Origin of the sequence: Duganella phyllosphaerae (assembly GCF_001758785.1) — a bacterium.
Classification (GTDB): Bacteria; Pseudomonadota; Gammaproteobacteria; order Burkholderiales; family Burkholderiaceae_D; genus Rugamonas; species Rugamonas phyllosphaerae.
On the sequence record NZ_LROM01000093.1, the window covers coordinates 99299 to 124431 of the forward strand.

The window sequence follows — 25133 nt, forward strand, 5'->3', positions numbered from 1 at the left end:
CAACGGAGAGGCGATGGCAAGTCGCGCAGTAGGTTGTTCGAGTTCCCTGTTATTGGGTCACCGGATTCGGCTTGTTCGGATCGAGGTTGTACTTGGCGACAGCCTGTTCAACCACGGACACGTCCAGCTTGCCTTCTTCAGCCAGCGATTTCAGTGCGGCGACCGTGATGTAGTAACGGTTCACCTCGAAGAATTCGCGCAGCTTGACGCGGCTGTCCGAACGGCCGAAGCCGTCGGTGCCCAGTACGCGGTAGGTACGGTCCTTCGGAATGAAGGCACGGATCTGTTCCGCAAACGCACGCATGTAGTCGGTGGTGGCAACGATCGGGCCGGTGGTGGCGTTCATCAGTTGCGTCACGTACGGTACGCGCTGTTCCTTGGCCGGGTTGACCAGGTTCCAGCGTTCGGCGTCCTGGCCGTCACGCGCGACCAGGGTCAGCGACGGTGCGGACCACACGTCGGCAGCGATGTTCCAGTCGTTTTTCAGCAGGTCTTGCGCAGCGATCGACTCGCGCAGGATGGTGCCCGAACCGAGCAGCTGCACGCGCTGCTGCAGCGACTCGTCGCCTTTTTGCAGCAGGTACAGGCCTTTCAGGATGCCCTCTTCCTGGCCCGGCTTGATGCCCGGGTGCGGGTAGTTCTCGTTCATGATGGTGATGTAGTAGAACACGTCTTCCTGTTCTTCCACCATGCGGCGCATACCGTCCTGGATGATCACTGCCAGCTCGTGACCGAAGGTCGGGTCGTACGGCATGCAGTTGGGGACCGCAGCGGCAAACAGGTGGCTGTGGCCATCTTCGTGCTGCAGGCCTTCGCCGTTGAGCGTGGTGCGGCCGGCGGTGCCGCCCATCAGGAAGCCACGGGCGCGCATGTCGGCGGCGGCCCATACCAGGTCGCCGATACGCTGCATGCCGAACATCGAGTAGTACGTGTAGAACGGGATCATCACGCGGTTGTTGGTCGAGTACGACGTCGCCGCAGCGATCCACGAGCTCATGCCACCGGCTTCGTTGATACCTTCTTGCAGGATCTGGCCGGCCTTGTCTTCGCGGTAGTACATGACCTGGTCTTTATCGACCGGCTCGTACAACTGGCCTTGCTGGTTGAAGATACCGACCTGGCGGAACAGGCCTTCCATGCCGAAGGTGCGCGACTCATCGACCAGCACCGGCACGATACGTTGGCCGACGCTCTGGTCTTTGAGCAGCGTGGTCAGGATGCGCACATAAGCCTGGGTGGACGATACTTCGCGGCCTTCCGCGGTTGGATCGAGCACGTTCTGGAACGCGGTCAACGGTGGCACGGTCAGCTTTTCGTCGGCCTGCATGCGGCGCGCCGGCAGGTAGCCGCCGAGGGCTGCGCGGCGCTCGTGCAAGTACTTCATTTCCGGCGCGTCGTCGGCTGGCTTGTAGAACGGGATGTCGGCCAGTTGATCGTCCGGAATCGGGATCGAGTAGCGGTCGCGCATTTCGCGCACGGCTTCGTCGGTCAGTTTCTTGGTGTTGTGCGCGGTGTTGCGTGCTTCGCCGTGCTTGCCCATGCCGAAGCCCTTGATGGTTTTCACCAGCAGGACAGTCGGTTGGCCCTTGTGCTCTTGCGCGACCTTGAAGGCGGCGTAGATCTTGTGCGGATCGTGACCGCCACGGGTCAGGCGCCAGATGTCGTCGTCGGTCATGTTGGCAACCATCTCCAGCAGCTTTGGATGCTTGCCGAAGAAGTGCTTGCGCACGTACGCGCCGTCCTTGGCTTTGTAGTTCTGGTATTCACCGTCCACGGTGTCCATCATGACCTTGCGCAGGATGCCTTCCTTGTCTTTGGCCAGCAGTGCGTCCCAGCCCGGGCCCCACACTACCTTGACCACGTTCCAGCCGGCGCCACGGAATTCGCCTTCGAGTTCCTGGATGATCTTGCCATTGCCGCGCACCGGACCGTCCAGGCGTTGCAGGTTGCAGTTGACGACGATGACCAGGTTGTCGAGTTTTTCGCGCGAGGCCATGCCGATCGCGCCCAGCGATTCCGGTTCGTCCATCTCGCCGTCGCCGCAGAAGGCCCAGACCTTGCGGTCGGTGGTGTCGGCGATCGAGCGCGCGTGCAGGTACTTGAGGAAGCGCGCCTGGTAGATCGCCATCAGCGGGCCCAGGCCCATCGACACGGTCGGGAACTGCCAGAAGTTCGGCATCAGTTTCGGGTGCGGATACGACGACAGGCCGCCACCGTCGACTTCGCGACGGAAGTGCAGCAGCTGGTCTTCGGTCAGGCGGCCTTCGAGGAAGGCGCGGGCATACACGCCCGGCGAGGAGTGGCCCTGGATGTACAGCAGGTCGCCGCCATGGTTTTCGCTCGGCGCTTTCCAGAAGTGGTTGAAGCCGATGCCCAGCATGTTGGCCAGCGAGGCGAACGAGGACAAGTGGCCACCGAGGTCGCCGTCGACGCGGTTGGCCTTGACGACCATCGCCATGGCGTTCCAGCGCATCCACGAGCGCAGTTTTTCTTCGTATTCGAGGTTACCTGGGCAGTGTTGCTCCTGGTCCAGCGGAATGGTGTTGACGTAGGCGGTATTGGCGGAAAACGGGATGTCCGAGCCGCTCTGGCGGGCCAGGTCAATCAGGCGTTCGAGCAGGTAGTGCGCACGATCAGGGCCCTCTTGTTCGAGTACCGAGGCCAGGGAATCCAACCATTCTTTGGTTTCTTGCGAATCAGGGTCGGTGCTTGCCGGTACCTGGTCGAGTTGATCTGACATGTGTTAAGTCTCCTGAGTTGAAAGTGCCCTTCGGTACAACACGGGTGCTGCTGCCGGGCCTGTGGAACACTGATTATTTACCAATACTTCTACGACGTGTGGGGATTCTAACAGTGATTTTTTGCTTTTTCAAACTATGATAAGGCATTTCATATTGTGAGATTTCCCTATGAAAATCTTGTGCGGTGCAGCATTCGAAACGGCCGGAAATCGGGGAGCGGAGCGCGTTAGCGCTTATAATCTTGCTTCCCTCTTCCACTACCCCTAACCTGGTTAAAACATGTCTGCTCAACTGATCGACGGAATCGCCCTCTCCCAAAAACTGCGCGCAGAAATTGCTGCACGTGCTGCCGTGCTCACCGCCCAAGGCAAACAACCCGGCCTGGCCGTGATCCTGGTGGGCGACGACCCGGCCAGCCACGTGTACGTGCGCAACAAGGTCAAGGGTTGCGAGGATGCCGGTTTCTATTCGCTCAAGGAGCAGTACCCGGCCGACCTGTCCGAAGTTGCCCTTCTGGAACGTATCGCCGCGCTCAACGCCGATCCGAAGATCCACGGCATCCTGGTGCAAATGCCATTGCCCAAGCATATCAATCCGCACAAGGTGATCGAGGCGATTTCCACCACCAAGGATGTCGATGGCTACTCGGTGCTGAGCGCAGGCGAACTGATGACGGGCCTGGAAGGCTTCCGTCCGTGCACGCCGTACGGCTGCATGAAGCTGATCGAAAGCACCGGCGTCGATTTGAAGGGCAAGCATGCCGTGGTCATCGGCCGCAGCAACACCGTCGGCAAACCGATGGGCCTGCTGCTCTTGCAAGCGAACGCCACCGTCACCATCTGCCATAGTGGCACCCCGGACCTGGGCGTCTTCACCCGCCAGGCCGACGTGGTGGTGGCAGCCGTGGGCCGCCGCAACGTGCTGACCGCCGACATGGTCAAGCCGGGCGCCATCGTGATCGACGTGGGCATGAACCGCAACGACGAAGGCAAACTGTGCGGTGACGTGGATTTTGCCGGTGTCAAGGAAGTGGCGTCGCACATTACCCCGGTGCCGGGCGGTGTGGGGCCGATGACGATTACGATGTTGTTGATGAATACTGTTGAAGCTGCCGAGCGCACCTAACTGTATGCATTGGATCCCCGCGTGCGCGAGGATGACGACTTTGCCGCCGCAGACCTAAATTCCGTCATCCTCGCGCACGCGGGGATCCATACTGAATAAACAGAACCGGGAACTGACATGACCACAGACGCAAGCAACCCTCTCCTCGACTTCTCCGGCCTGCCGCGTTTCGATGCCATCCTGGCCGAGCACGTCACGCCTGCCATCGACCACCTGCTGGCGCGCTCGCGCACCATCGTGCAGCAGCTCGAAGCGCCGCAAGATGACGTCACCTGGGACAGTTTCGTCACGCCGCTGGAAAACGCCACCGAGCTTCTGGGCCGCGCCTGGGGCATCGTCAACCACCTCAACAGCGTGGTGGACACGCCCGAGCTGCGCGCCACTTACAACGAGAACCAGCCCAAGGTCACCGAGTTCTGGACCGAGCTGTCGCAGAACGAAGCGCTGTTTGCCAAGTACAAGGCGCTGCGTGCGTCCGCCAGTTTTGCCAGCCTGTCGCCGGCGCGCCAGCGCATCATCGACAATGCCATCCGCGACTTCCGCATGGGCGGCGCCGAACTGCCGGCCGATAAAAAGGAACGCTTCGCGGCGATCCAGGAAGAGCAGGCGGCCGTTTCCACCCGCTTCTCGGAAAACGTGCTCGACGCCACCAACGATTACAAGCTGCTGGTCACCGATGAAGCCGAGCTGGCCGGCCTGCCCGACGACGTCAAGGCAGCCGCCCATGCCGCCGCGCAAAAGGATGGCAAGCAGGGCTGGCAGTTCTCGCTGCACTTCCCGTCGTACTACCCGATTTTGCAATTTGCCGACAACCGCGCGCTGCGCGAAACGGTGTACCGCGCCAACGCCACCAAGGCCTCGGACCAGGGCGAGGTATTCAGCAAGAAGGACGCGTGGGACAACACGCAAAACATCGTCACCCTGCTGCGCCTGCGCGACGAAGAAGCCAAGCTGCTCGGCTACAAGAACTTCGCCGAGGTATCGCTGGTGCCGAAGATGGCGCAATCGCCCGAGCACGTCATCGGTTTCCTCGAAGACCTGGCCAGGCGCGCGCGTCCGTTCGCACAAAAAGACCTGGAAGAACTCAAGCAGTTCGCCAACGACGAGCTGGGCATCGCCGACCTGCAAGCCTGGGACATGCCTTACGCGTCCGAAAAACTGCAGGAGCGCCGCTACGCGTTCTCGGCCCAGGAAGTCAAACAGTATTTCCCAGAACATAAAGTAATCGATGGCCTGTTCCGCCAGATCCAGAACCTGTTCGACGTCCAGATCAAGCCTGATGTCGCGCCCGTGTGGCACCAGGACGTGCGGTTCTACAGCATCGAGCGCGATGGCGTGCTGATCGGCCAGTTCTACCTCGACCTGTATGCGCGCGCCGGCAAAAGCGGCGGCGCCTGGATGGACGACGCCCGTGGCCGCCGCGCCAACGCCAACAGCGTGCAGACGCCGGTTGCCTACCTCACCTGCAATTTCACCGAACCAGCCGTGGTCGATGGAGTGGCGCAGCCGTCGCTGTTTACCCACGACGAAGTGATCACGCTGTTCCACGAATTCGGCCACGGCCTGCACCACATGCTCACCCTGGTCGATGAACTGGGCGTCTCCGGCATTTCGGGCGTGGAGTGGGACGCGGTGGAGTTGCCGTCGCAGTTCATGGAAAACTTCTGCTGGGAGTGGGACGTGCTCGAGCACATGACCGCACACGTGAGCACCGGCGAGCCGCTGCCGCGCGCGCTGTTCGACAAGATGCTTGCCGCGAAAAATTTCCAGTCCGGTTTGCAGACGCTGCGCCAGGTGGAGTTCTCGCTGCTCGATATGCACTTGCACTACGACTACGACGCGTCCACCGGACAGACCGTGCAGCAAATGATCGACAGCGTACGCGCCAAGTTTTCGCTGGTGGTGCCGCCGGCGTTCAACCGCTTCCAGAACTCGTTCGGCCACATCTTTTCCGGCGGTTACGCGGCAGGCTACTACAGCTACAAGTGGGCCGAGGTATTGTCGGCCGATGCGTACGCCGCGTTCGAGGAAGCCAAGGCGCTGGGCCAGGACGCCACCACCGAGGCGGGCCAGCGCTACCTGCGCGAAATCCTTTCGGTAGGCGGCTCGCGCCCGGCGCTCGAATCGTTCACCGCCTTCCGTGGCCGCGAACCGAGCATCGACGCCCTGCTGCGCCACAGCGGCATGGCGGCGTAATAGAACAGTTCAACCTGGTACAGCTAGCCTCAGCCACCAGCTGTCAATCCGTCATCCTCGCGAACGCGGGGATCCATACTGAGTTTGCTTATCAACCGCTCTATGGATTCCCGCCTGCGCGGCGGTCCGCCGTCGCGGAAACGACGGCTTAACAGCCAACCATCCTCATCGAACCCGCCATGACCCGCATCGACTTCCACACCAACATCCCCGACAAGGTCGCCTACGCCTGCCGCCTGGCGCGCAAGGCGTTCGGCGCCAACCATCGCATCGTGGTGCTGGCGGACGATGCGCAGCAACTGGCCGAGCTCAACACGGCCCTGTGGACCTTCTCGACTACCGACTTTTTACCGCATGTGCTGGCCGGTGATGCACTGGCCGAACACACGCCCATCATACTCACCGACAACGATGAGGCGGAATTACCACATACCGAATTATTAGTGAATCTGTCGCGCCGCGCACCCTCCCGCGTGGACCGATTCGAGCGCATGATAGAAGTGATTTCCTCGGACGAGGATGATGCGGCTGCCGGCCGCAAGCGCTATGTCGCCTACAAGCAGCAGGAGTATCCACTCACTCACTTTGTCGCAGGAAAATCATGAGCTCAACCTTTGATAATATTCCGGTCTTGACCGAAGTTCTGAAGACCGAACCGGCCGCCGAAGACCCTCTCCCCGCAGCAGCCCCAGCAGCCCCCACCAGGGCCGAGCTTGCCGCAACACTCGAAGCCGAAGCCATCGACGGCTGGACCGATGCCGAATGGGCGATAATGGAGCACCGCCTGTCCGAGCGCATCATGCACAAGCTGCAATCGCGCGTCGATTTCGTGCTCGAGCAGCGCATCAAGGACAGCATGGCCGAAGTGCTCACGCACGCGCTGCACGGCCTCACCAACGAGATCCGCATCGGCCTGCACGACACCATCGAAAAAATCGTGGCCCGCGCCGTCTCGCAAGAACTGGTGCATCTGCAGGCGCAGAAAAAATAACCGTGGAGAATGACAATGCAGTTCAAGGCTCAATGCATTCCACTTGCCATCGCCCTGGCGTTTGCCAGCGCGGGCAGCGCCAGCGCCCAGGAAATCATCAAGATCGGCCACGTCGGCCCGGTCTCGGGTCCTTCGGCCCACCTCGGCAAGGACAATGAAAACGGCGCCAACATGGCGATCGAGGATCTGAACGCCAAGGGCATCAAGATCGACGGCAAGCCGGTCAAGTTCGTGCTGATGCTGGAGGACGACGGCGCCGATCCCAAGCAGGGCACGGCGGTGGCGCAAAAGCTGGTCGATGCCAAGGTGAACGGCGTGATCGGCCACCTCAATTCCGGCACTTCGATCCCCGCGTCCAAGATTTATTACGACGCCGGCATCCCGCAAATCTCGCCTGCCACCACCCAGACCAAGTACACCCAGCAAGGCTTCAAATCGGCGTTCCGCGTGGTCGCCAATGACGCCAAGCTCGGCGGCACCCTGGGCGCTTACGCGGTAGGCAAGCTGGGCGCAAAAAAAATCGCCGTGATCGACGACCGCACGGCCTACGGCCAGGGCGTGGCCAACGAGTTCATCAAGGGCGCCAAGAAGGCCTTGCCGGGCGTGCAGATCGTCGCCAAGGAATTCACCACCGACAAGGCCACCGACTTCAACGCCATTCTCACCTCGATCCGTGGCAAGGGCCCCGACCTGGTCTTCTTCGGCGGCATGGACTCGGTGGGCGGCCCGCTGCTGCGCCAGATGAAGGCGCTGGGCATTACCGCCAAGTACATGGGCGGCGACGGCGTGTGTACCGAGGCGCTGCCCAAGCTGGCCGGTGCGGCTGCCGTCAACGGCGTGGTGTACTGCGCCGAAGCGGGCGGCGTCACGCCAGCCGAGCAAAAGAATCTCGACGACTTCGTGGCCCGCTACAAGAAAAAATACAACAGCGACGTCCAGCTGTACGCGCCGTACGTGTACGACGCCGTGATGACCATGGCAGCGGCCATGCAGGAAGCCAAATCATCGCAGCCGGCCAAGTACCTGCCATTGCTGCAGAAGATCAACTACCAGGGCGTGACGGGCCTGATTGCGTTCGACCAGTTCGGCGACATCAAGGACGGCGCGCTGACCTTGTTCACCTACAAGGATGGCAAGAAGACCAAGGTGGAAGTGGTCAAGTAAAACAAAACGCGCCCTCGGGCGCGTTTGTTATTGTTTGTTATTTGTAGAGCAGAAGCGGGCGACGCAAAAGCGCTTACTTTTGCGCCAGCACCCATTTCACCAGGGTGCGGGCTTCCGCCTCGTTCACCTGTGGATTGGCTGGCATCGGGATCGCGCCCCAGGTACCCGAACCACCCTTCATCACCTTGGTGACGAGCTTGGATTCGGCATCTTTCTGGCCCGCGTATTTGGCGGCCACATCCTTGTAGGCAGGACCGACCAGCTTGGTGGCGACCGCGTGGCAAGCCATGCAGTTTTTCGCCTTGGCCAGATCCGAACCGGCATCGGCCATCGCTACTTGCGATGCGAACGCCGAAGCGACCAGTACACCCACCATCATCAAATTGCGTTTCATAAATCTCTCCAGTTAAGCTGCGAATTCCCGTGACATTTTACAGTGTTTTTTCTCTTCAGAATTTAACGCGCAAGTTGGCGCCATGGTTGACCGAGACTAACGAGAGGATCTTCTAACCAATCAATGATCAGAGCAATAACATTCGGGTTTTGGCACTGGCTTCAATAAAACGGATTGAACAATTTGACACCGGTTGCCGAGAAGTCGCGGACATTGCGTGTGACGACCTCCAGGCCGTAGCTCAGTGCGATAGCAGCGATTTGCTTGTCGATCGGATGACTGGGGTCGGGCGACATCAAATATCCCCAGATCTGCGCGCACTCGTCATCAAAACCCAGTACTCGGTCGGCGTAATCGTGCGAGACAAGCGCCAGCCACGCGTCAAGTCGCCTTGCTTGCGGGTGAGCGCCGCGCTTGCGGATATTTTCGATACCACGCCTCAGTTCTCCCATCGTCTGCACGCTGAGATAGCAATCGAGAGACTGGTCGCCGGCGAAAAAGCTCAGAACGCCTGGATTGGCTCTGGCGCCCTTACGTGCTTCACTGATGACGTTGGTGTCGACGAGATACATCGCCAGGCCTACGCGCCGCGCACCTCGAAATCATCATCGCGACCCACATCAGGCATGCTGGCCAGTACTTCAAGAAATGGCCGGCGTCGTGGCCTTTGCAATGCGGACTTCAGGATTTCGCGGTGTTCGGCTTCGGTGCTGCGGCCGTTGGCAGCGGCCCGGCGTTTCAATCCCAGTGCGATGTTTTCATCCACATCGTGGATGATCAGTTTGGTTGTCATGGTGCCTCCCTCGTTGCGAGTGATAAGCCATCTTAGGCCTGTCACGCGGACGATGCAAGCGCGGCCAATCGAGAAACCGCCGCAGCAAGGCGCTGCGGCGGTATCGCTACGGAAGTGAGCCGGAGCGAACTTAGCGCTTCAGTTGCGACAAATCGCGCACCGCGCCGCGGTCGGCCGAGGTGGTCAGTGCGGCGTAGGCTTGCAGCGCCTGCGAGACGTAGCGCTCGCGGTCGACCGGTTGCCAGGCGGCGTCGCCTTTCGCTTCCATGGTGGCGCGGCGCGCGGCCAGCTCGGCGTCGATGATGCGCAGGTTGATGGTGCGGTTGGGGATGTCGATGTCGATCATGTCGCCCTCTTCCACCAGGCCGATGGCGCCGCCTTCAGCCGCTTCCGGCGAGGCATGGCCGATCACCAGGCCCGATGAACCACCGGAGAAGCGACCGTCGGTCAGCAGCGCACACGACTTGCCCAGGCCTTTCGACTTGATGTACGAGGTCGGGTACAACATCTCCTGCATGCCGGGGCCACCCTTCGGTCCTTCGTAGCGGATGATGACCACGTCGCCGGCGTGCACGGTGTCGCCGAGAATGGCGGCCACTGCGTCGTCCTGGCTCTCGAACACGCGCGCCTTGCCGCTGAACTTGAGGATGCTCTCATCGACGCCGGCGGTTTTGACGATGCAGCCGTTGAGCGCCAGGTTACCGTACAACACGGCCAGACCGCCGTCCTGCGAGTAAGCGTGCTCCTTGTCGCGGATGCAGCCGGTGCTGCGATCCAGGTCCAGCGAGGCGAAGCGCTCGGACTGCGAGAACGCCGTCTGCGTGGGCACGCCGCCCGGTGCGGCGCGGAACAGCTGGTGCACGGCCGGGTCGTCGCTGCGCTTGATGTCGTTGCGTTCGATGGCGTCGGCCATGGTGGGCGCGTGGATGGTCGGACGGGTGGTGTCGAGCAGGCCGCCGCGCGCCAGTTCGCCCAAAATCGAGATGATGCCGCCGGCGCGGTGCACGTCTTCGATGTGGTACTTGTCGGTCATCGGCGCGACCTTGCACAGGCAGGGCACCTTGCGCGAGATGCGGTCGATGTCGGCCATGGTGAAGTCCACGCCCGCTTCGTGCGCAGCTGCCAGCAGGTGCAGCACGGTGTTGGTGGAGCCGCCCATCGAGACGTCGAGCGCCATGGCGTTTTCGAACGTGGCCTTGTTGGCGATGGTGCGCGGCAGGATCGAGTAATCGTCCTGCTCGTAGTGGCGGCGCGCCAGGTCCACGATCAGGCGGCCGGCGCGCAGGAACAGCTGCTCGCGGTCCGAGTGCGTGGCCAGCACGGTGCCGTTACCGGGCAGGGACAGGCCCAGCGCCTCGGTCAGGCAGTTCATCGAGTTGGCGGTAAACATGCCCGAGCACGAACCGCAGGTCGGACAGGCCGAGCGTTCGATTTCGGCGACGTCGGCGTCGGAGACGGTGTCGTCGCCGGCCTTGATCATGGCGTCCACCAGGTCGAGCTTGATGATCTTCTGGCCGCCATTGACCACCTTGACCACTTTGCCGGCTTCCATCGGGCCGCCGGAGACGAACACCACGGGAATGTTGATGCGCATGGCAGCCATCAGCATGCCCGGCGTGATCTTGTCGCAGTTGGAGATGCACACCATCGCATCGGCGCAGTGGGCGTTGACCATGTACTCGACCGAGTCGGCGATCAGATCGCGCGACGGCAGCGAGTACAACATGCCGCCGTGGCCCATGGCGATGCCGTCATCGACCGCGATGGTGTTGAATTCTTTCGCAACGCCACCGGCTTTTTCGATCTCGCGCGCCACCAGCTGGCCCAGGTCCTTCAGGTGCACATGGCCGGGCACGAACTGGGTGAAGGAGTTGACGACCGCGATGATCGGCTTGTCGAAGTCGCCGTCCTTCATGCCGGTAGCGCGCCACAGGGCGCGCGCGCCGGCCATGTTGCGGCCGTGGGTGGTGGTGCGGGAACGATAGACTGGCATGATGGATCTCCAAAGATAAGGCGGCAACGTAGCACGACAGAGTGCCTTGGCCCTGCTGGCCTGTCAAATATAAGATTGTCGCTCCTGTGAGTCGTATAAACTATCACAGCCTAAAATTTGAATAGAAATACATATGAACCTGGAACTGCGTCAGTTACGCTACTTCGTCACCGTCGCCGAGGAGCTGCACTTCGGCCGCGCCGCGCTGCGCCTGCACATGACGCAGCCGCCGCTGTCGCAGACGATCCAGGCGCTGGAAGAGCTGCTGGGCGCCCCGGTATTCGAGCGTAACCGCCGCGGCGTTACGCTCACGCCAGCCGGCAGTGCGCTGCTGCCCGAGGCGCGCCGGATGCTGGCGCAAGCCCAGGAACTGCCGCAACTGGTGCAGCGCGCGGCCGCCGGCGAAGTCGGGCGCCTGGCCCTGGCCTTTGTCTCCTCGGCCGACTACAGCGTGCTGCCGCCGTTTCTGCGCGCCTATCGCGCCGCCTACCCACAGGTGCAGATCACCTTGCAGGAAGCCACGTCCGATTTGCAGCTCGACGACTTGCTGCACAACCGCATCGACGTGGGCCTCCTGATCCCGCCGCTGCCCGACAAGGCTCGCACCGAGCTCGATTATCTGCCGGTGCTGCGCGAACCGCTGGTGCTGGCCGTGCCCACCGGCCTGCCGGCAGTGAAGAAGCGCGGCAAGCCAGCCTTGAACGCGTTGCCGGCACTGCCGCTGATCATCTTCCCGCGCGCCATCTCGCCGGGCCTGTACGACGCCATCCTGTCGGTGTTTCGCGACGCCGGCGTCACGCCCGAAATCGGCCAGCAGGCGATCCAGATGCAGACCATCGTCGGCCTGGTGTCGGCCGGCATGGGCATGGCGCTGGTGCCGCAGTCGGTCTCCAACCTGATGCGTCCCGGAGTAGAATACCGTGCGCTGGCCCACACCACGCCGCTGGTCGAAACCGGACTGGCCTGGCGACGCGACAATGCCTCGCCCGTGCTGCGCGGCTTTTTGGAATTATTAAGAAAAGAAGTAAGGAAAACCGCCCTATGCTGATCCACCCGATGCCCGATCCGGTCGCCCTCCAACTGGGGCCGGTCGCGATCCACTGGTATGGCCTGATGTACGTCCTGGCGTTTGCGCTGTTCATTGCGCTCGGCCGCGTGCGCATCAGGCAGCCGCACATTGCCGCCCAGCTGTGGCGCAAGGAAGACCTCGACGACATGCTGTTCTACGGCATGCTGGGCGTGGTCATCGGCGGGCGCCTGGGCGAAGTGCTGTTCTACGAGCCGGTCAAGTATTTTTCCAATCCGATCGAGATCTTCAAGGTGTGGCACGGCGGCATGTCGTTCCACGGCGGCTTTATCGGCGTGCTGATCGCCATGTCGCTGTGGGCGCGCAAGTCGGGGCGCAACATCCTCGACGTGTACGACTTCATCGCGCCGCTGGTGCCGCTCGGCTACGCCGCCGGCCGCATGGGCAACTTCATCAACGCCGAACTGCCGGGCCGCGTCGTGGCCGACCAGTCGCTTCCATGGGCCATGCTCTGGCCTGATAATTCGTTCCCGCTGCATCCGAACCCGGTATTCCTGCAAGGCCTGCGCCATCCGTCGCCGATCTACCAGATGCTGATCGACGGCCTGCTGGTGTTCATCATCCTGTGGCTGTATGCACGCAAGGAGCGGCCGCGCCTGGCGGTGGGCGCGTTCTACACGCTGCTGTATGGCTGCGCGCGGTTTTTTACCGAGTACTTCCGCACGCCGGACTGGGAAACCACGTTCCTGGGCATGCCGATCACGTCGGGCCAGGTGCTGTCGCTGCCGATGGTGGTGGCGGCGATCGCCATGCTGGTGTGGGCCTACAAGGTACGCCAGCGTGGCACGGCACCGACGATCAACCCGCAAAGCAAACCGGGGTCGGACCCCGTACGGGGTCCGACCCCATAGGTTGTAGGGGTGGCAGGGATCAAGCCAACAATGTCACAATCGCCTTCCATTGCGCCGGCGTAACCGGCGTGATGGACAGGCGGCTGCCCTTTTGCAGCACCAGCATGTCTTCCAGCGCCGCGATGCTCCGCATCTCGGCCAATGGCAGTAGCCGCGTCTTCTGCGTGCCCTGCACATCGATCGAAATCCAGCGCGGCTGCTCCTGCGTGGCCTTGGGATCGTGATAATGGCTGTTGGGATCGAACTGCGAGGCGTCCGGGTACGGGCCGCTGGCGATCACCGCCAGGCCGGCAATGCCGGGTTGCGGGCAGCTCGAGTGATAGAACAGCACCCCATCCCCTGGCTGCATCTGGTCGCGCATGAAGTTGCGCGCCTGGTAGTTGCGCACCCCATACCAGGCGGTGGTGTGGTTCGGTGACGCCATGAGATCGTCGATGCTCACGTCGTCGGGTTCGGACTTCATCAGCCAATATTGCATACATCGTCTCCGAACGAAAAAAAGCGGCTGGACATTTTCATGCCAACCGCTTTTTAAGGAATTAAATCCTGAATGAGTACCCCGCTTGTGCCGTTATGCCGGCATCCCGAACCTAATGGCTCAGGTGGTCACGGTTAGTTCAATTTCGGGTTCATCGAACAAGCGATGCTCACGCCCACCAAACAAAATCCCACGACCGGTGCAAACAAATGGTTCAAGGAATATATGACATTCACGAACACTGCAGGGTGACGCCAGTTTACTCTTTTGTCCGCCGCAAAGGAAGGAGTTTGATGCTTAAAAACCGGTTAAAACAGTGCTTCTTGCGGCGTGAGTGCGGTATCCAACACCTTGTGCATGGCGGCGATCTTGGTCTGCACCTCGAGGATGGACATGTCGGACAACGGGCCTTGCGGCGCCTTGATCGACAGGAATTCCGCCGCCACGCTCAGCGCTGCCATGACCGCGATACGGTCGTTGCCCTTGACCCGGCCCGACGCGCGGATGCCGGTCATTTTCTTGTCGAGCATGACAGACGCTTCGCGCAAGGCGCGCTCTTCGTCGGCCTTGCACATCAGGCGATACGATTGGCCCATGATAGTGACGTCGAGCTCGATCATCGTACTTCCTCATGTTGTGCGGCAGGTGCAATGGCGTCGCCAGCTGCCAGTTCGGTTGCTTCGGCTTCCTCGTCCTCCGGCACCGGCTCGGGCACCAGCGATGGCACGTGCACCAGCAGCGCCTGCACGCGGTCGGCGGCCTCGCTCAGGCGGCGTTGATATCCCATGTTTTCCACCACGAGGGCGGCATTGGCCTGACGCAACTGGGCGTTTTCGCGGCGCAAAGCATTGGTCATCTCGGCCAGCTGGTCGATCTTGTCGGATAGTTCTTGGAAGTCTGAAATCATCCCGCCACTATAGGCAGGGCGCGGGGTGCCGTCAACCGAATCACGTGTCCGGCCCCGAATTTTAAGTAAAACGCAAGTTAACTATTTGCGCGCCAGACATTCGGCGCGCAAATCTGTGACTTTTGTTACTTTTTGAGCTTATTTCTTCGGCTCGATGGTGACGTTGCCCGTGATGCCACTGCCCTGGGCGCCGCCCTGCCCCGGCTCGGCTTCGACGATCACGCTGATCTCGCGCTTGCCGGTCCCGGCTGGCAGTTCCAGGTCGAGCGGTGCGGCGGCAAAGCTGTCCTTCTTGCCCACCAGCTTGCCGTTGATCCAGACCTCGGCGCGGCCCTTGATGCCGGCGAATCGGATCAGGCCATTGCCGTCGGCGAGGTTCTTGCGCGGCGTGAAGCTCGACCGGTACAGGTTGAACTTGCTGCCTGCCGCGCCCCACATCGGCGGCTGGCCCCAGCCCCAGGTGTTCATGTCGAAGCTGTCGATCTTCTGGTTCGGGTTCGGCCGCGTGTCGCCCGGCGGCGCCACGCGCCAGGTGCGCACGAACGTCAGCGGCGCGTCGGCGCTGGCCACGAACGGCACCGCCGCCACAGCCTTGACGGGAATCGTCAACGTGGCCGCCTTCAGGCCCGGTGCGCTTGCTTCCACCGTGACGGGCTGCATGGCGTCGAAGCTGGTCTGCACGATCAGCTGCGCCAGGCCGTTGAACAGGCGCCGGGTGGCGCCCTTCTCGTCCTCGTGCGAGGTCGGGTCGCCATTGCCATGGCCGATCGAGCGCCCGCCTCCGGTTACCTTGAAGGTGACCACCGGATCGGCCAGCGGCACCGCGCGGCCTTGGGCATCGAGCGCGCGCACCGTGATCGGCATCGCGTCGCGGCCATCGCCGGCCAGGTCCTGGCGGTCCGGGATCAGTTCCAGCGCCACCGGCTCACCCGTAGTTTCCACCGCCGTGCGCACCACTTCCTTGCCGCCGTTGTAGCCGATGGCTTCGAGCTTGCCCGGCGCGTAGGCGACGTTGAAGTAGTTCATGCGGAACGGATCGGCCTTTTGCTCGCCGAGCTGTTTGCCGTTCAATCGCAGTTCGATGCGTTCGACATTGGCCATCACCATCAGGCGGATGTCCTTGCCTTCGCTGCCGGCCCAGTTCCAGTGCGGCGCGATGTGGATCAGCGGACGGTCCTTGATCCATTGCGCCTGGTGGATGTAGTAGGCGTTTTTCGGGAAGCCGTTCAGGTCCATGATGCCGAACACCGAGCTGACCGACGGCCACTCGTTGGGGGTCGGCTCACCGCGATAATCGAAGCCGGTCCAGACAAAACCGCCGGCCACGAACGGCCGCTTGGCGATCGCTTCCCACGCATCGCGGTGGGTATTGCCCCACTGCGCGGCGTCGGCCAGGTCGTCGTAGCTGGCGATCTGGTTCTTGTCCTTGTCGGTCTTGAACACGCCGCGCGTCATGAACGCGGACGTGTCTTCCGAGCTGGTGAACGGCACCGTCGGATACGCCTTATGGAAGCGGTCGTAGTCGGGCACCTGGTAGTTGGCGCCCACCACGTCCACCGCGTGCGCCACGTTGAGGTCGCTGAAGAAGCCGCCATTCATGGCAGCGGTGACCGGACGCGTATCGTCGAGCGATTTGACGGCGGCAGCCATGCGGCGCACCATTTCGTAACCGACTTCCGAGCCCTGCACCGGCTCTTCATTGAACACCGACCACAGGATGATGCCCGGGTGGTGGCGGTCGCGCCGCACCATCCACTCGAGCTGCTTCATGTAGTCGGGCGACGGATTGAAATTGCGGTTTTCGTCCATCACCACGAAGCCCATGCGATCGACCATGTCGAGCACTTCCGCCGCCGGTGCATTGTGCGAGAAGCGGATGGCATTGACGCCCAGTTCTTTCAGGCGGCGCAGGCGATACTCCCATACCGAGTCGGGAATCGCCACACCAACGCCGGCGTGGTCCTGGTGGATGCACACGCCTTGCAGTTTCAAATGTTCGCCGTTGAGGAAGAAGCCCTGCTGCGCATCGAAGCGGATGGTGCGAAAGCCCGTGTGCAGCGCCACTTCATCCTGCGCCTTGCCGTTTTCCAGCACGCGCGTCACCACCTTGTACAGGTTGGTCCTGGCGATCGACCACAGCGCCGGATCGTTGATCCTGAACGGCAGCTTGACGGTGGCGTCTTTGAGCACGCCCACGCTGGCCTTGGCCAACTGGCGGCCCACCTGCTTGCCGGCCGGGTCGAACACGGTCACTTCCACCGTCACGTCGGACGCTTTCTTGCCGCTGTTATTGAGCGTCACTTCCACCGGCAGGCTCCATTCCTTGCCCTTGCCGGATTTGTCAGGTCGGGGCACGGCATACACGCCATCGGTGGCCACGTGCACCGGCGCGCGCTTGACCAGCCACGCGTGGCGGTACATGCCGGCGCCCTCGTACCACCAGCCCTCCATCGCTTCCGCATCGACGCGGATCGAGATGGTGTTGAGCGCGTCACCGTAGGTCAGGTAAGGCGTGATGTCGATATTGCTGGCGTTGTAGCCGGACCAGTTGCGGTTGACCACGTTGCCGTTGACGTACACGGTGGCGTGGGTGGCGATCGCATCGAACTGCAGCTCGAAGTGGCGGCCACGGTCGGCCGGATCGACCTGCAAATAGCGCCGATACCAGCCGATACCGCGCGGCCGGTAGCCCTGCGAGATATTGGCTTTCGGGTCGAACGGGCCTTCGACGGCCCAGTCGTGCGGCAGATCGAGGCGGCGCCAGTCGGAGTCGTCGAATTCGGCGCCGGCCGCGCCAGGCGCATTGCCGGCCTTGGCGTTGCTATACGATTCCTCGTGGCCGACAATCGGCGCCTGGCGCACGTCGCCGAGGTGGAACAGCCAGCCGCGATCGAGCGACAGGCGCTCACGCCCGGCCTTGACGGTCGCGTCGGCAATATGAGGTTTGATCGGTGCGGCAGCATGCGCGGCAGTGTGCGCGGCAGCAGTGGCGGCCAGCAGCAGGACGGCAGCGCACAAGCGCCGCCAGCAAGGCATCGTGTTCAAGTCAGACTCCCTGAGAAAACTTTGGGGTCAGTGCCGACATTCGGACATCGCGGAACTTTTTCGTTGAAGCGTACTTCAAAAAATAAGTTCAAAAATGTCCGAATGTCGGCACTGACCCCGAATTGGGCTAAAAAAAACGGAGCAGCACCGTTAAGCACTGCTCCGCAAACCACGATAAAACAAAGGTACAACGGAAAATTTACAGCTTGAAGGACAGGCCCAGGTTGAAGCGGCGGCCGAACTCGGTCACTTCCTGTTGCAGCGGGTTGTTGGCGCTGGTGTAGACCGCCTTCTGGTTGGTCAGGTTGTCGATGCCGAAGCGCACCTGCACGTTGGGCGTGATCTGCTTGGCCAGGTTCAGGGTGACGAAGGTTTCCGCTTCGTTGACCAGCAACTGGCCAGCGCTCCAGCTCGGATTACGCACGAAGGAGCTGTGATGGTTGGCCGAGATGCGCGCTTCGTAGCCGGCTTTTTCGTACCACAGGGTCACGCCGCCGTTGTTACGCATCAGGCCTTCGATCGGGAACGGATTGCCAACTGGTACCTGTTCACGCACGGTGCTGGCGGTGTAAGCGTAGTTGCTGGCGATACCGAGCCCGTCGAACGGTGCTGGCAGGCCGGTGAACGCTTGCTGGTAGACCAGTTCCACGCCACGAATGTTGCCGCCTTCGCCGTTGACCGAACGGGTGATGTTGTCGCTCTGGGTGATGGCGATGTAGCGCTGCAGTTGCTTGTAGAAGCCACCGACGGAAACGAGCGAACCCTTCTGGAAGTACCACTGGTATGCCAGGTCGACCTGGTTGGCCATCATCGGTTTCAGGTCCGGGTTGCCGGCCGAACCGGTTTGCGGCTGGCTGGTGCCTGCCTGGCTCAGGTTGCGCGAGGCGCGCAGTTCATCGAGTGGCGGACGCGACATGGCACGGGCCAGGCCAAAGCGCACTTGATGTTCCTGGGCTTCGTCGAGGTTGAAGATCAGGTTCAGGCTAGGCAGGATCTCGGTGTACGACGTGCCCTGCTCGACCGCTGAAGGGGTGGAACCGTTGATCGAACCCATGCCGTAGCTGTCGGTCTTGGTGTGCACCAGGCGCACGCCCACGTTGCCGCGGTAGGTTTTGCCAAATGCTTCGCCGTCGAGATCACCCTGGACGAAGGCCGAGGTGCTGCGTTCCTTGACGCGCCATCCAGCAAGCTGGTCGTTGCGTACCTGGTCGGCAGTACCGACTTTGCCGTTCGGATTGAACGCATCCGGACCGAAGGCGTTGCCGATGGTGCCGTAGAAATCCTTGAGCACGAAGTACGACGGGAAGCCGGCGACGTTGACGGTCTCGTAGGCCGAAGCAGGAATCGCGTTCTGCTGGGCCAACTGCCAGGTGGTCTGGCGGTAGCTCTTCTCGCGGTCGGTAGCGCGCACGCCAACCTTGATGCGGCTGACGATGCTGTTTTCGATCGGACGCGCAGCGGTGACCGACGCGGCGTTCAGCAGATCCTTCACGTGGCCGTCGGTATCGACGTACAGGGTCGGCGCTTCGAAGTTGGCCGGGTTGCCGGTGTCAATGCCGCCAAAGCTGTACTGCTGACGCTCATTGCCGGTGAACGACCAGTTGACCGACACTGGAATCGAGCTCAGCGAATTCTGACGCAGGTCGCGCCACTGGCTGCTGCGCAGCGCGTGCGAGGTCGACAGGTCGGTTTCGACTTTCCACTCGCCGACGTTGACCTTGGCGTTCAGGCCGCTGGCGGACACGCTGGCGTCCTGGATCCAGTGTGCGTCGTTGTTGATGACGCGGTTCCAGTTGACGGTGCCGCCGGCCACGTAGCCGTTACGGATATCGAGGTTGCTGAAGTTGTTGGAGTTGCCGCCATCCCAGTTACCGAGGTCGCCGGTCCAGTGCTGCATCTGCGCTTCGTCGATCTTGGTACGCGCATAGTAGGTATCGGCGGTGATCAGGACGTCGCTGTTTGGCTTGTACTCTACCTTGCCCAACACGCTGCTGCGCTTGTTGCTGCCGCGACGCACGTCGTCCTGGAAGCCCCACGGGGTCTTGTCGACGTTGCCGTCGCCGTTCATGTCGACAGAATTGTTTTCGTTGAAGCCCCAGTGGCGCACGTTCTTCTGCACCGAGGGCTGGTCCTGGTAGCTGAAAGCGATGGCGGCGCCCAGGGTCTTGTCGAGGAACTGGTCAATCCAGATCCCGCCCACGCGTGGCTTGTTCTTGTCCGCGCCAGCGATGTCCTTGGCGATGTTGTAGTGCAGGACATCGGCCTTGAAGTTCAGCTGGCGACCGTTGTACTTCAACGGCGAGACGGTTTGCAGATCGATCGAGGTGGCGATGCCGCCTTCGACCAGGTCAGCGTTCTGGGTCTTGTAGACGGTGGCGCCGCTGATCGACTCCGACGGGAACTGCTCGAAGCGCACGGCACGATCCGGCTCCGACGAGGCCAGTTCGCGGCCATTCAGGGTGGCGCCGATAAAGCGCGGGCCCATGCCACGCGCAACGATCTGCGAAGCATTACCGCGATCAAGACCCGACGACAGACCTGGCAGGCGTGCCAGCGACTCGGCGATAGTGGTATCCGGCAATTTGCCGATGTCTTCCGACGCGATCACTTCCACCATGCTGTTGGAAGCCTCCTTGACGGCCAGCGCATTGCGTACCGAAGCACGGATGCCGGTCACGTTGACTTGCTGGATTTCGCCGGCGACCGGCGCTGCCGGGGTTGCTGCCTGCGCCGCCGGTGCCGCTGCTTGTGCTGCCTGTGCTTCTTGCGCGAACGCCTGTTGCGCCATCAACGGGGTGCTGAACAAGGTTGCGATCAGCAGGCTCATTTTCTTGTGTTTCATTATGTGCATCTCCAGTGTCTGTGTAGCTCCGTCTCTGATCTTTGAACCACATCGGACGGGTAAGACGGGATGCTATCGAAACCGAAGTTGGCAGGCCAATAGCTTATTGACGTTGGCCCATATCAAGTTCGTATATCAGACATACAAGAAGCGTAAACAGTATGTCTATTGTGCGTAAAAACCACAGCGTGCAAGTACGACAACTGCTCCTGGGCTCTGCTCGCGCCCACCGGTGAGTCGTCGTCAAACGCCGCTGACTTCAGGGCTTGCTGTAATGCGGATACATGGTGGCAGCAGTATCGCGCAGCGCCAGCAGCATGGCGTCGGCGCCCGGAGAGAGTTGATGGCGCTTGCGCGTGATGATGCCGAACGAATCCATGCTCACGCCGAGGTCGAACGGCAGGATTGCCATCAGCCCGGTTTGCAGGTAGGCCTGCACCGCTTCGGCCGGCAGCGCAACGATCATGTCGCTGTTCATCAAAAGGCTGGCCACCACCGGCAAGTCCTGCGTCTCGACGGTTTCGGCCGGCTGCTCGAGGCCGTGCGACAGGAACAAGGCGGTCAGGCGATCGCGCAGGATGCTGCCGGCTGGCGGCAGTACCCAGCATTGGCGCACCAGTTCTTCCAGCTGCAAGTCGTTGCGGCCCGCCAGCGGATGGTCGCTGCGCGCGATCAGCAGGTGCGGCTCGTCGGTGAGTGGTTCGAAATGCAGTTCGTCGGCGGCGGCGGTGTCGAGGATGCGGCCGACGACAAGGTCGAGCTCGCCACTGCGCAGGCGCTCCACCAGCACTTTGCTGGTGGACATCTTGACCGATACGTGCACGCGCGCATGGCGCGACTTGAGCAGGTTGATGGCCTTGGGCACCAGAGAGGTGGCCGGCGCCAGCACCGAGCCGATGCCGACCCGTCCGCGCAGGCCCGACAGCAGCTCCATCACTTCCTGGTGCGCCGCGTCCATCTCGGCCAGCGCAGCGCCGGCGCGGCGGATCAGCACCTTGCCATACCAGGTAGGCGCCACGCCGCGCGACAGGCGCTCGAACAGCTGTACCCCGAGCGCGTGCTCTAGCTCGCCCAGCAACTTGGAGGCGCCGGGCTGGGTCAGGTTGGCGGCTTGCGCCGCGTGCGCGATGGAACCGTGACGGCCGAGCTCCACCAGCAATACCAGGTGGCGGGTCTTCAGGTGGGAGCGGACAAAGCGATCGGAGCGGGAATCAGTCATATTGGCGATTATTATACTGCCCGAAAGGTAGAGCACGCGCGGCTTGCATTCTTTGCATCATAGTGGCCAGCCTGTTGCCGACGCTGGCGCAGGCCGGCCTCATGCCCTACCCGGCCACTGGCGCAGTGTCGTCGAACAGCGTCTCGGCGACACCAGCGGTGGCCGCACCGAGCGAGCCGTCAGGCAAGCCGTACAAGCCGCCGCCCTGGCCCAGCAACAGCAAGCGGTCGAGGCTGTCACAGCCGAACGCCAGCGACGCTGGCGCATCACCCGCGAGCACGATGCGGCGCAGCACGGCGCCGCCGGCATCGTAATGCACCAGCTCGCTGCCCTGGAGGCTCCACAGGCAATTGGCGCTGTCGATCACGATCGCCCCCACGTCGAGGTCAGCCTCGGCCAGCGTGGCGACCTTGCCCACCCTGGCGCCGCCGGCATCATAGGTACAGTGCAGGATGCGGCGACCATCGGCAAACACCATGCGGGCGCCGTCGGCACTGAAAGCGATGCCGGCCGCGCGCACCACCGCCGGCAGCGCCAGCCGGCGCAGGCCGTGGCGCTGCGAATACTGGTAAAAGCTGCCGATCGGGCGCTGGTCGCTGGCGGTGTTGGCGGTGCCGAAGACAAAATTGCCGGCACGGTCCGTGCAGCCGTCGCTGATTGCCGTGCGCGGCTCGGCCGCGTCCACCGTCAACAGCACTTGCGCCTGCAGCGGCCGGGTCACGCTGCCGGCCGGCGGCAACTCGATCAGCCCCAGCCACTTGCCCTGACCCAGCAGCCAGCGCCCGGACCTGCAGGCGGCCAGCGTGCACGCGCCTTCGGACAGGCGCACGGTGCAGGCTGTGGCGGCGGTGGTGGATGCAGCAGCAGCAGCAGCAGCAGCGGCCGGCCACGCGTACAGCTGGCCGGCCAGCGGATCGGACCAGCGCCAGCACTGGCCGGCGGCGTCCCAGCACAGCGCACGGCCGGCGCGGCCACCGCGCTGCAACAGGATGGCAGCGGTCGTGGCGTTGGCAGGCGTGGAGATGTCTAGCATGACGCCGAGTGTAAGCGCGGCCGGCGCGCAATAGATATAAAAAAATAACTATCAGCTATCTTGATATCAGATAGCAGGTTGGTTTATTTCTGGTATTCGATAATGATATGGTTTGTGGCGAATTAATCATATTTGTGCAGCGGGGCGTCGTTTTAGACTGTGTGCTGTTCATTGAACTTACTCTCATTCCTCACCCCTATGAAAATCACCAAACTGACGACCTACCGTGTTCCACCGCGCTGGATGCTGCTGAAAATCGAAACCGATGAAGGTGTCGTCGGCTGGGGCGAACCGGTCATCGAAGGCCGCGCCCGCACCGTGGAGACGGCCGTCCAGGAAATGGAACCGTATTTGATCGGCCAGGACCCGTCGCGCATCAACGACCTGTGGCAAACCATGTACCGCGCCGGCTTCTACCGTGGCGGCGCCATCCTGATGAGCGCGATCGCCGGTATCGACCAGGCGCTGTGGGACATCAAGGGCAAGGTCCTGGGCCAGCCCGTGTACGAACTGCTGGGCGGCCTGGTGCGCGACCGCATGAAAATGTACAGCTGGGTGGGCGGCGACCGTCCTGCCGACATCATCGAACAGATCAGCAAACTGAAAGAAGGCGGCTTCGACACCTTCAAGATGAACGGCACCGAAGAGCTGGGCCTGCTCGACACCTCGGCTGCGGTCGATGAAGCGGTGCGCCGCGTGGCGGAAATCCGCGAAGCGTTCGGCAATACCATCGAATTCGGCCTGGACTTCCACGGCCGCGTGGCCGCGCCAATGGCCAAGACCCTGCTGCGCGAACTGGAACAGTTCCGTCCGCTGTTCGTGGAAGAGCCGGTCCTGGCCGAGCAAGCCGAGTACTACCCGCGCCTGGCCGAGATGACCTCGATCCCGCTGGCAGCCGGCGAGCGCATGTACTCGCGCTTCGAGTTCAAGAACGTGTTCGCGGCCGGTGGCCTGTCCATCGTGCAGCCAGACCTGTCGCACGCCGGCGGCATTACCGAGTGCCTGAAGATCGCCTCGATGGCCGAAGCCTACGACATCACGCTGGCGCCGCACTGCCCGCTCGGTCCGGTCGCCCTGGCGTCGTGCCTGGCGGTGGACTTCGTGTCGTACAACGCCGTGCTGCAAGAGCAAAGCATGGGCATCCACTACAACAAGGGTGGCGAGCTGCTCGACTACGTGATCAACAAGGACGACTTCAAGATCGTCGACGGCTACTGCGCCCCGCTGCGCAAACCTGGCCTGGGCGTGGAAGTGGACGAAGAACGCGTGATCGCCGCCAGCAAGAACGCCGGCGACTGGCGCAACCCGGTCTGGCGCCACAAGGATGGCAGCGTCGCCGAATGGTGATGCATTAACCGAAGCCGGCGTGATCGCCGGCTTTTTTTATACCGGACCGCGCCAACTGCCCGGTATCATGGCCGCATGGATTTCATCAAGCTCACCGCCCTCTTCTTCGTCACCGCCATCGCCGAAATCGTCGGCTGCTACCTGCCCTGGCTGGTCCTGCGCCAGGACAAGTCGCCTTGGCTGCTGTTGCCGGCGGCACTGTCGCTGGCCCTGTTCGCCTGGCTGCTGACCCTGCATCCCACCGGGGCCGCCCGCACCTACGCAGCTTACGGCGGCGCCTACATCGCCGTGGCGCTGCTGTGGCTCAGATTGGTGGACGGCGTGGCGCTCACCCGCTACGACATGGCAGGCGCCGGCCTGGCCCTGGCCGGCATGGCCGTGATCGCCTTACAGCCATCGACTTAGCCGATATCGCCGGATTCTGTTGCCTCTTTCCCATCAGAACACTGCTTTTTTGCGTTTTCACAAACCTTGTGCCTTGAAATACAGGGATGTCGTCCCTATAATTGGCACTCGTTATGAGAGAGTGCTAACAAGCGCTCTCATCCAACTTTCCGCTGCGGCAATCACCTTACGTGGTTGAAACGGCAACCAACTGTACCATTGTTAATTAAGGAGTTTTGTATGAACCTTCGCCCTTTGAACGATCGCGTTATCGTCAAACGTCTCGACCAGGAAACCAAGACTGCATCCGGCCTGATCATCCCTGATGCGGCTGCTGAAAAACCGGATCAAGGCGAAGTCCTCGCCGTTGGCAATGGCAAGATCCTGGAAGACGGCAAAGTCCGTCCTCTAGATGTCAAAGTAGGCGACCGCGTCCTGTTCGGCAAATATGCCGGCCAGACCGTCAAGATCGACGGCCAGGAACTGATGGTCATGCGCGAAGAAGACATCATGGCGATCGTCACCAAGTAATTTGCAATTTTG

The 25133-nt window shown here is 62.1% G+C and carries 22 protein-coding genes and 1 other RNA gene; 10 read left to right on the forward strand and 13 right to left on the reverse strand.

The features are described 5' to 3' along the window. Window positions 1-49 precede the first annotated feature (49 nt). Window positions 50-2740 (reverse strand): pyruvate dehydrogenase (acetyl-transferring), homodimeric type, encoded by a 2691-nt coding sequence (aceE, locus tag DUPY_RS16665; protein ID WP_070249511.1) that lies wholly within the window; start codon window positions 2738-2740, stop codon window positions 50-52. Window positions 2741-3020: 280 nt separating this feature from the next. On the opposite strand from aceE, the gene folD reads away from it, so the two are divergent. From folD to DUPY_RS16690, 5 genes are all read left to right on the forward strand, one after another. Next, the gene (gene folD, locus DUPY_RS16670) at window positions 3021-3866 is read left to right on the forward strand and encodes a bifunctional methylenetetrahydrofolate dehydrogenase/methenyltetrahydrofolate cyclohydrolase FolD (protein WP_070249512.1); all 846 of its coding nucleotides are present in this window, start codon (window positions 3021-3023) and stop codon (window positions 3864-3866) included. Window positions 3867-3983: 117 nt separating this feature from the next. Next, the gene (locus DUPY_RS16675; protein WP_070249513.1) at window positions 3984-6062 is read left to right on the forward strand and encodes a M3 family metallopeptidase; all 2079 of its coding nucleotides are present in this window, start codon (window positions 3984-3986) and stop codon (window positions 6060-6062) included. A gap of 179 nt (window positions 6063-6241) precedes the next feature. Then, window positions 6242-6667 carry a DNA polymerase III subunit chi gene (locus DUPY_RS16680; RefSeq protein ID WP_070249514.1) on the forward strand — a complete coding sequence of 142 codons (426 nt, stop codon included), beginning with the start codon at window positions 6242-6244 and terminating at the stop codon, window positions 6665-6667. Next, window positions 6664-7053 (forward strand): DUF2486 family protein, encoded by a 390-nt coding sequence (locus tag DUPY_RS16685; protein WP_070249515.1) that lies wholly within the window; start codon window positions 6664-6666, stop codon window positions 7051-7053. The genes DUPY_RS16680 and DUPY_RS16685 overlap by 4 nt, the downstream gene beginning before the upstream one ends. A gap of 15 nt (window positions 7054-7068) precedes the next feature. After that, window positions 7069-8217, forward strand: a complete 1149-nt coding sequence (locus tag DUPY_RS16690) for a branched-chain amino acid ABC transporter substrate-binding protein (RefSeq protein ID WP_070249516.1) — start codon at window positions 7069-7071, stop codon at window positions 8215-8217. Window positions 8218-8290: 73 nt separating this feature from the next. On the opposite strand, the gene DUPY_RS16695 is transcribed toward DUPY_RS16690, so the two are convergent. From DUPY_RS16695 to ilvD, 4 genes are all read right to left on the reverse strand, one after another. After that, window positions 8291-8611, reverse strand: a complete 321-nt coding sequence (locus DUPY_RS16695) for a c-type cytochrome (protein ID WP_070249517.1) — start codon at window positions 8609-8611, stop codon at window positions 8291-8293. A 161-nt stretch (window positions 8612-8772) separates the two neighbouring features. Beyond that, window positions 8773-9183, reverse strand: a complete 411-nt coding sequence (locus DUPY_RS16700; RefSeq protein WP_070249518.1) for a type II toxin-antitoxin system VapC family toxin — start codon at window positions 9181-9183, stop codon at window positions 8773-8775. An 8-nt stretch (window positions 9184-9191) separates the two neighbouring features. Further along, on the reverse strand, window positions 9192-9404 hold the full coding sequence (locus tag DUPY_RS16705) for a FitA-like ribbon-helix-helix domain-containing protein (protein ID WP_070249519.1): 213 nt from the start codon (window positions 9402-9404) through the stop codon (window positions 9192-9194). Between the two features lie 130 nt (window positions 9405-9534). Then, the gene (gene ilvD / locus DUPY_RS16710) at window positions 9535-11397 is read right to left on the reverse strand and encodes a dihydroxy-acid dehydratase (protein WP_070249520.1); all 1863 of its coding nucleotides are present in this window, start codon (window positions 11395-11397) and stop codon (window positions 9535-9537) included. 133 nt (window positions 11398-11530) lie between these two features. Here ilvD and DUPY_RS16715 point away from each other — a divergent pair, with 133 nt between their 5' ends. Both DUPY_RS16715 and lgt read left to right on the forward strand, forming a co-directional pair. Then, window positions 11531-12445, forward strand: coding sequence for a LysR family transcriptional regulator (locus tag DUPY_RS16715; protein ID WP_070249521.1), 915 nt, complete (start codon window positions 11531-11533; stop codon window positions 12443-12445). Next, window positions 12439-13335: a prolipoprotein diacylglyceryl transferase gene (lgt, locus tag DUPY_RS16720; RefSeq protein WP_070249522.1), complete on the forward strand. Its 897-nt coding sequence runs from the start codon at window positions 12439-12441 to the stop codon at window positions 13333-13335. Before DUPY_RS16715 ends, lgt begins: the two co-directional genes overlap by 7 nt. Window positions 13336-13354: 19 nt before the next feature. On the opposite strand, the gene DUPY_RS16725 is transcribed toward lgt, so the two are convergent. The 8 genes from DUPY_RS16725 to DUPY_RS16760 all read right to left on the reverse strand — a co-directional run bounded on the left by DUPY_RS16725 (window position 13355) and on the right by DUPY_RS16760 (window position 22859). Continuing rightward, window positions 13355-13813, reverse strand: a complete 459-nt coding sequence (locus tag DUPY_RS16725; protein ID WP_070249523.1) for an EVE domain-containing protein — start codon at window positions 13811-13813, stop codon at window positions 13355-13357. Window positions 13814-13887: 74 nt separating this feature from the next. Continuing rightward, a non-coding RNA gene (ssrS, locus tag DUPY_RS16730) (6S RNA) lies at window positions 13888-14066 on the reverse strand. 55 nt (window positions 14067-14121) lie between these two features. Beyond that, window positions 14122-14433, reverse strand: coding sequence for a cell division protein ZapA (locus DUPY_RS16735; protein ID WP_070249524.1), 312 nt, complete (start codon window positions 14431-14433; stop codon window positions 14122-14124). Next, entirely contained in the window at window positions 14430-14720 is a 291-nt protein-coding gene (locus DUPY_RS16740) for a hypothetical protein (protein ID WP_070249525.1), read from the reverse strand. Before DUPY_RS16740 ends, DUPY_RS16735 begins: the two co-directional genes overlap by 4 nt. A gap of 138 nt (window positions 14721-14858) precedes the next feature. Then, window positions 14859-17756, reverse strand: a complete 2898-nt coding sequence (gene galA / locus DUPY_RS16745; protein ID WP_070249526.1) for a beta-galactosidase GalA — start codon at window positions 17754-17756, stop codon at window positions 14859-14861. 208 nt (window positions 17757-17964) lie between these two features. Further along, the gene (locus DUPY_RS16750) at window positions 17965-20607 is read right to left on the reverse strand and encodes a TonB-dependent receptor (RefSeq protein WP_070249527.1); all 2643 of its coding nucleotides are present in this window, start codon (window positions 20605-20607) and stop codon (window positions 17965-17967) included. Between the two features lie 259 nt (window positions 20608-20866). After that, entirely contained in the window at window positions 20867-21826 is a 960-nt protein-coding gene (locus DUPY_RS16755; protein WP_070249528.1) for a LysR substrate-binding domain-containing protein, read from the reverse strand. 106 nt (window positions 21827-21932) lie between these two features. Beyond that, on the reverse strand, window positions 21933-22859 hold the full coding sequence (locus DUPY_RS16760) for an SMP-30/gluconolactonase/LRE family protein (protein WP_070249529.1): 927 nt from the start codon (window positions 22857-22859) through the stop codon (window positions 21933-21935). A 198-nt stretch (window positions 22860-23057) separates the two neighbouring features. Here DUPY_RS16760 and dgoD point away from each other — a divergent pair, with 198 nt between their 5' ends. The 3 genes from dgoD to groES all read left to right on the forward strand — a co-directional run bounded on the left by dgoD (window position 23058) and on the right by groES (window position 25121). Further along, the gene (dgoD, locus tag DUPY_RS16765) at window positions 23058-24206 is read left to right on the forward strand and encodes a galactonate dehydratase (protein ID WP_070249530.1); all 1149 of its coding nucleotides are present in this window, start codon (window positions 23058-23060) and stop codon (window positions 24204-24206) included. 75 nt (window positions 24207-24281) lie between these two features. Beyond that, window positions 24282-24611, forward strand: coding sequence for a YnfA family protein (locus tag DUPY_RS16770; protein WP_070249531.1), 330 nt, complete (start codon window positions 24282-24284; stop codon window positions 24609-24611). A 219-nt stretch (window positions 24612-24830) separates the two neighbouring features. Beyond that, window positions 24831-25121 carry a co-chaperone GroES gene (gene groES, locus DUPY_RS16775; RefSeq protein WP_026637491.1) on the forward strand — a complete coding sequence of 97 codons (291 nt, stop codon included), beginning with the start codon at window positions 24831-24833 and terminating at the stop codon, window positions 25119-25121. Window positions 25122-25133: the final 12 nt, after the last annotated feature.